This window comes from Pseudomonas sp. JV245A, assembly GCF_032424515.1.
GTDB classification, from domain to species: Bacteria; Pseudomonadota; Gammaproteobacteria; order Pseudomonadales; family Pseudomonadaceae; genus Aquipseudomonas; species Aquipseudomonas protegens.
The window spans coordinates 1-5,453 of sequence record NZ_VYKE01000231.1; the positions used below are offsets into that span (position 1 = coordinate 1).

A 5,453-nucleotide genomic window follows, 5' to 3' on the forward strand; every position below is an offset into this window, starting at 1 on the left:
CCAGGGCGCGGCCTTCGGTGGCTGGCTGCTGGCGGCGTTGCGGGCCGCCGGCGCCGAACCGGAAATGTTCCTCCCCGAATACGGCAAGCAGCAGTACGAGATCACCTGCCGGCCGACCCAGGGCCTGGCCGCTGCCGACCGGGCGGTGAACGTGCGCGAGATCACCCGGGAAATCGCCCGGCAACTGGGGCACCGGGTCAGCTTCGCGCCCAAGACTGCCGACGACGCGGTGTGCAACGGGGTGCACCTGCACCTGAGCCTGCAAAACCTGGACGGCGAGCCACTGCTCTACGACCCCCACGCGGTGAGTGGCGACGACCTGTCGAGCCTGGGCCAGCACTGGGCCGCCGGGGTGCTCAGGCACCTGCCGGCGCTGTGCGCCTTCACCGCGCCGACGCCGATTTCCTACCAGCGCCTGCAGCCCCATCACTGGAGCGCCTCCTATGCCTGCCTGGGCCTGCGCAACCGCGAAGCCTCGCTGCGTATCTGCCCGACCCTGAGCCTGGGCGGCAAGCCGGTGGCGCCGCAGTACAACCTGGAGTTCCGCGCCCTGGATGCCACCGCCTCGCCGCACCTGGCCATGGCGGTCATCCTGATGGCCGGGCGCCTGGGCCTCGAACAGCAACGGGTGCTCAATGCGGTGACCGACAAGGCACCCTCGGACCTGAGCGCCGAGCAACGCCTGGCCAGTGGCATCGTGCCGCTGCCGGGCTCCCTGCCCCAGGCCCTGGAATGCCTGCGCGGCAACACTGAACTGCTGCAGTTCCTGCCCCAGGACCTGCTGGCCACCTACTTCGCCGTCAAACAAAAGGAAGTGTCCCTGACCGAGCACCTGACCGCTGCCCAACTCTGTGAGCACTATGGACACCTGTACTAAATCCGCCGAGCTGGGGTTCTACACCGAGCCGGCCTACCGCCTGATCCGTGAAGACTCCGAGCACCCGCTGATTCTGGTGTGCGAACACGCCAGCCACTACATTCCACCGGCCCTGCACGACCTGGGCCTGGACCCGCTGGCGGCCCGCGAACACATCGCCTGGGACCCGGGCGCCCTGGAACTGGCCCAAAGCCTGTCCCAGGCCCTGGGCGCGACCCTGATCGCGGCCAATTACTCGCGCCTGCTGATCGACCTCAACCGGCCGCGCCACGCCCCCGACAGCATCCCGCTGCAAAGCGAGATCTATCAGGTGCCGGGCAACCAGCAGCTGGACGAGGCTACTCGCGAGTACCGCCGCCAGCAGCTGTTCACGCCGTTTCACCAGCGCCTGCAAAGGATCATCGACCGGCGCCTGGCCCAGGGCCGTGAAGTGCGGGTGGTGGGGATCCACAGCTTCACCCCGGTCTACTACGGGCAGCCGCGCGCGCTGGAAATCGGCGTGCTGTATGGCAGCGCCACCGACTACGCGGCGCGGATCCTCGAAGGGCTGTGGAGGCTGCCGATCAAGGTGGCGGGCAACCAGCCCTACGAGATCGATCCGTTGAGCGACATGACCGTGCCGGTGCACGGCGACGCCCGTGGCCTGGCGTCGGTATTGATCGAGGTGCGCAACGATCTGCTGCGTACCCCTGAAGCGGTGCAGCACTGGAGCGATACACTGGCGCCGCTGCTGTAGCCGCGGCGAGAGGAAGGTTTCACCGGCGCGCCCCGAAGGACTCATCCGGCGCGCCAAAACGCTGTTTGCAGGACCGGTACAACAACTAGAAAAACCGCTGTGGTGTGTCTTTAAACCCTGCCAGGTTCAAACACGAAAGCGCGGCCCGAGGTGTCAATGACGACCCGCAGGGCCCCGCCTTTACCCACTTACACAGGCTCAAGGAGAACGGCTTCATGGAGATTGAAGAATTCGGCTACAAACAGGAACTCAAGCGCGGGCTGAGCCTGCGTGACCTGGTGGTCTACGGGATGATTTTCATGATTCCCATCGCCCCGTTCGGGGTCTACGGCTACGTCAACCAGGAAGCCCCGGGCATGGTGCCCCTGGCCTACATCATCGGCATGGTGGCGATGGTCTTCACCGCCCTGAGCTACGGCGCCATGGCCCGCGCCTTTCCCATCGCCGGTTCGGTGTATTCCTACGCCCAGCGCGGCCTCAACCCCCATGTGGGCTTTCTTGCCGGCTGGCTGATGCTCCTGGACTACCTGCTGATCCCGCCGCTGCTCTACGTCTACGCGGCCATGGCGCTCAACCACCTGTACCCGGAAGTGCCCAAGGTCGGCTTCATCCTGGCGTTCCTGGTCAGCGCCACCTTCGTCAACCTGCGCGGCATCACCTTCACCGCGCGGATGAACATCCTGTTCCTGCTGGCGCAACTGGCGGTCCTGGGGATCTTCCTGTTCTACGCCTGGAATGCCCTGCACGGTGGCGCCGGCAACGGCCAGCTGACCCTGGCGCCGCTGTACAACCCGGAGAACTTCCACTTCGGCATGCTGATGCAGGGCGTCTCGATCGCGGTGCTGTCGTTCCTCGGCTTCGATGCCATCTCCACGCTCGCCGAAGAGGTCAAGGGCGACCCGGGCCGCAGCGTCGGCCGCGCCGCGCTGATCACCCTGGTGGTGATGGGCGCGATCTTCGTGGTACAGACCTGGATCGCCACCGACCTGGCCGCCGGCATGGGCTTCAAGTCCGCCGACACCGCCTTCTATGAAATCGCCGAACTGGCCGCCGGCAGCTGGCTGGCGACCCTCACCGGAGTGGCCACGGCGCTGGCCTGGGGCGTGGCGGTGGCCATCACCTCGCAGGCCGCGGTATCGCGCCTGCTGTTCGGCATGGCCCGCGACGGCAAGCTGCCCAAGGTGCTGGCCAAGGTCCACCCCAAGCACAACACCCCGCACATCAGCATCTACCTGGTGGCGGTGCTGTCGCTGCTGATCTGCTACCTGTTCATCAACTCGGTGGACACCCTGACCTCCCTGGTCAACTTCGGCGCCCTGAGCGGCTTCATGCTGCTGCACATCACCGTGATCAATTTCTACTGGCGCCGGCAGAAGTCCGGCCAGGTGGTGCGCCACCTGATCTGCCCGGTGATCGGCTTCGTGATCGTCAGCGCCATCATGTACAACATGGGCGTGGATGCGCAGAAACTCGGCGCCATCTGGATCCTTGCCGGGCTGGTCTACCTGTTCCTGCTGAACAAGCTGGGCAGCGGTGCCGCCCTGCCCGACCCGCTCAAGCACTAGTTGCACCCGCGCGGCGCCCCAGGGCGTCGCGCCAACCCCGGCGCTGCCAGCAAGAGCGGCCCGGGGACTGGCCGCCGGATGCCGCGGCCATGGAACTGCGTGGTAACCGACAGTGATGTCTGGCCAGTGCCTGCCCCCCGGGGCAAGCGGCCCTTGATACAGGAGTACACCCATGCTGGCCTTGCGTCCGGTGGCGTTATCCGATCTGCCCCAACTGCGGCGCCTGGCCCGCGAACGCCTGCTGGGCGTGACCTCCCTGGTGGATGACGAAACCTGCCTGCGGGACAAGATCCTCGATTCCCAGGCCTCCTTCGCCAAGAGCGAGGCCAGCCAGGGCCCGGAGAACTATTTCCTGGTGCTCGAGGACCTCGACAGCGGCCAGTTGCGCGGCTGCTCGGACATCCTCGCCACTGCCGGTTTTGCCAGCCCGTTCTACAGCCTGCGCAACCGCCCGTTCATCAGCAGTTCCCGGGAGCTGAACATCCAGCACGGGGTGCCCACCCTGTCGCTGTGCCACGACCTCAGCGAACAGACCCTGCTGCGCAGCTTCCATGTCGACCCGCCGCTGGGCGGTACGCCACTGGCCCAGCTCACCTCCCGCGGGCGGTTGCTGTTCATCGCCGCCCACCCCCAGCGCTTCGCCGACAGCTGCATCAGCGAGATCGTCGGCTACAGCGACGCCAACGGCGAGTCGCCGTTCTGGCAAGCCGTGGGCCAGCACTTCTTCGACCTGCCCTATGTCGAGGCCGAGCGCCTGTACGCCCTGCAAGGCCGCGGCTTTCTCGCCGAACTGATGCCCCAGTACCCGCTGTACATCCCGATGCTGGCGCAGGCGGCCCAGGACTGCATCGGCCAGGTTCACCCGGATGCCCGGGAGGCCTGCCAGATCCTGATCGACGAAGGCTTCGCGCCGACCCAGTACGTCGACCTGTTCGATGCCGGGCCGACCCTGCAGGGGCGCAGCCACCAACTGCGCTCGATCGCCCAGAGCCGGGTCGCCACCAGCTACCCCAGCCCCCAGAGCGGCCAGGGCCAGCAGTGGCTGCTGAGCAACGAGCGGCTGCAGGGCTTTCGCGCCATAGTCGCGGCGCTGGACACCGCCCCGGGCGCTGAAATCGGCCTCGACCCGGCCATGTTCCAGGCCCTGCAACTGGCGCCGGGCGAGCCGGTACGGAGCGTTGCCTTATGAACCGGCCCCTGTTGCCCCCCTGCCCGGCGTCATTGCCAGGAGCCCGCCAATGATCGTCCGTCCGATCCGCGTCACCGATCTGCCGGCGGTCTTGAGCCTGCTCGAAGGCAGCTGTCGCGAACTGAACAACCTGTCCACCGACCCCGAGCGCCTGGCCCATCGGGTGCGCTGGGCGCAGCGAGCCTTCGCCAACCAGGTGGAGCGGGCCGATGCCGACTACCTGTTCGTCATGGAGGATGACGAGCAGCAGGTGATCGGGGTCTGCGGCCTGAGCGGCGCCATCGGCCTGCGCGAGCCCTGCTACAACTACCGGGTCGGCACCACCCACGGCAGCGCCCCGGTGCTGGGCATCGAAAAGCACATCCCGACCCTGTTCCTGTGCAACGAGATGACCGGGCAGTCGCTGCTGTGCTCGCTGTTCCTGCGCCGCGATCACCGCCAGGGCTACACCGGCCGCCTGCTGTCCACCGCGCGCCTGCTGTTTGTCGCCGAATTCCCCCGGCTGTTCGGCGACAAGCTGGTGGCCGAACTGCGCGGCCAGCTCGACAGCCAGGGCCGCTCGCCGTTCTGGGACAGCCTGGGGCGGCACTTCTTCAAGATGGGTTTCCAGCAGGCCAATCGCCTGTCCAGCCACGGCAGCAAATCCTTCATCGCCGAACTGATGCCGCGCCAGCCGCTGTACACCTGCCTGCTCAGCCCCCAGGCGCAGGCCGCCATCGGCCAGGCCCACGCCAGCACCGAACAGGCGGTGAGCATCCTGCGCGACGAAGGCTTCAGCCATCAGGGCTGCATCGACATCTTCGATGGCGGGCCGCTGATCGAGGCCGAGGTGGCGAAGATCCGCAGCGTGCGCGAAAGCCAGACCCTGCCCCTGCTGGTGGGCACTCCGGATGCACAGGCGCCGGTGTGGCTGATCCACAACCGGCGCCTGGAAAGCTGCCGCATCACCGCCGCCCCCGGGCGCCTGGTTTCGGGTTGCCTGCTGGTGGACCGGCTGACCGCCAAGCGCCTGCAACTGCAGCCGGGCGACTCGGTACGGGCGGTGCCGCTGCTGGCCTGCGAGTCACGCACGGCCCTGCACGCACA

Annotated in this window: 4 protein-coding genes and 1 pseudogene; all 5 read left to right on the forward strand. The window is 67.3% G+C overall.

The window, feature by feature from the left end; translation table 11 throughout:
* Positions 1-877, forward strand: a pseudogene (locus tag F6S12_RS29385) (glutamine synthetase); the annotation flags it as partial.
* Positions 861-1,613: an N-formylglutamate amidohydrolase gene (locus tag F6S12_RS29390; RefSeq protein WP_011060542.1), complete on the forward strand. Its 753-nt coding sequence runs from the start codon at positions 861-863 to the stop codon at positions 1,611-1,613. The pseudogene F6S12_RS29385 and the gene F6S12_RS29390, both read left to right, overlap by 17 nt.
* Before the next feature lie 215 nt (positions 1,614-1,828).
* Positions 1,829-3,178, forward strand: a complete 1,350-nt coding sequence (locus tag F6S12_RS29395; RefSeq protein ID WP_011060541.1) for an APC family permease — start codon at positions 1,829-1,831, stop codon at positions 3,176-3,178.
* Between the two features lie 172 nt (positions 3,179-3,350).
* Complete coding sequence (locus F6S12_RS29400; protein WP_041117251.1) at positions 3,351-4,367, forward strand: arginine N-succinyltransferase; 1,017 nt, start codon at positions 3,351-3,353, stop codon at positions 4,365-4,367.
* Positions 4,368-4,416: 49 nt separating this feature from the next.
* On the forward strand, positions 4,417-5,453 hold a 1,037-nt coding region (locus tag F6S12_RS29405), incomplete at its 3' end, for an arginine N-succinyltransferase (RefSeq protein ID WP_315869659.1).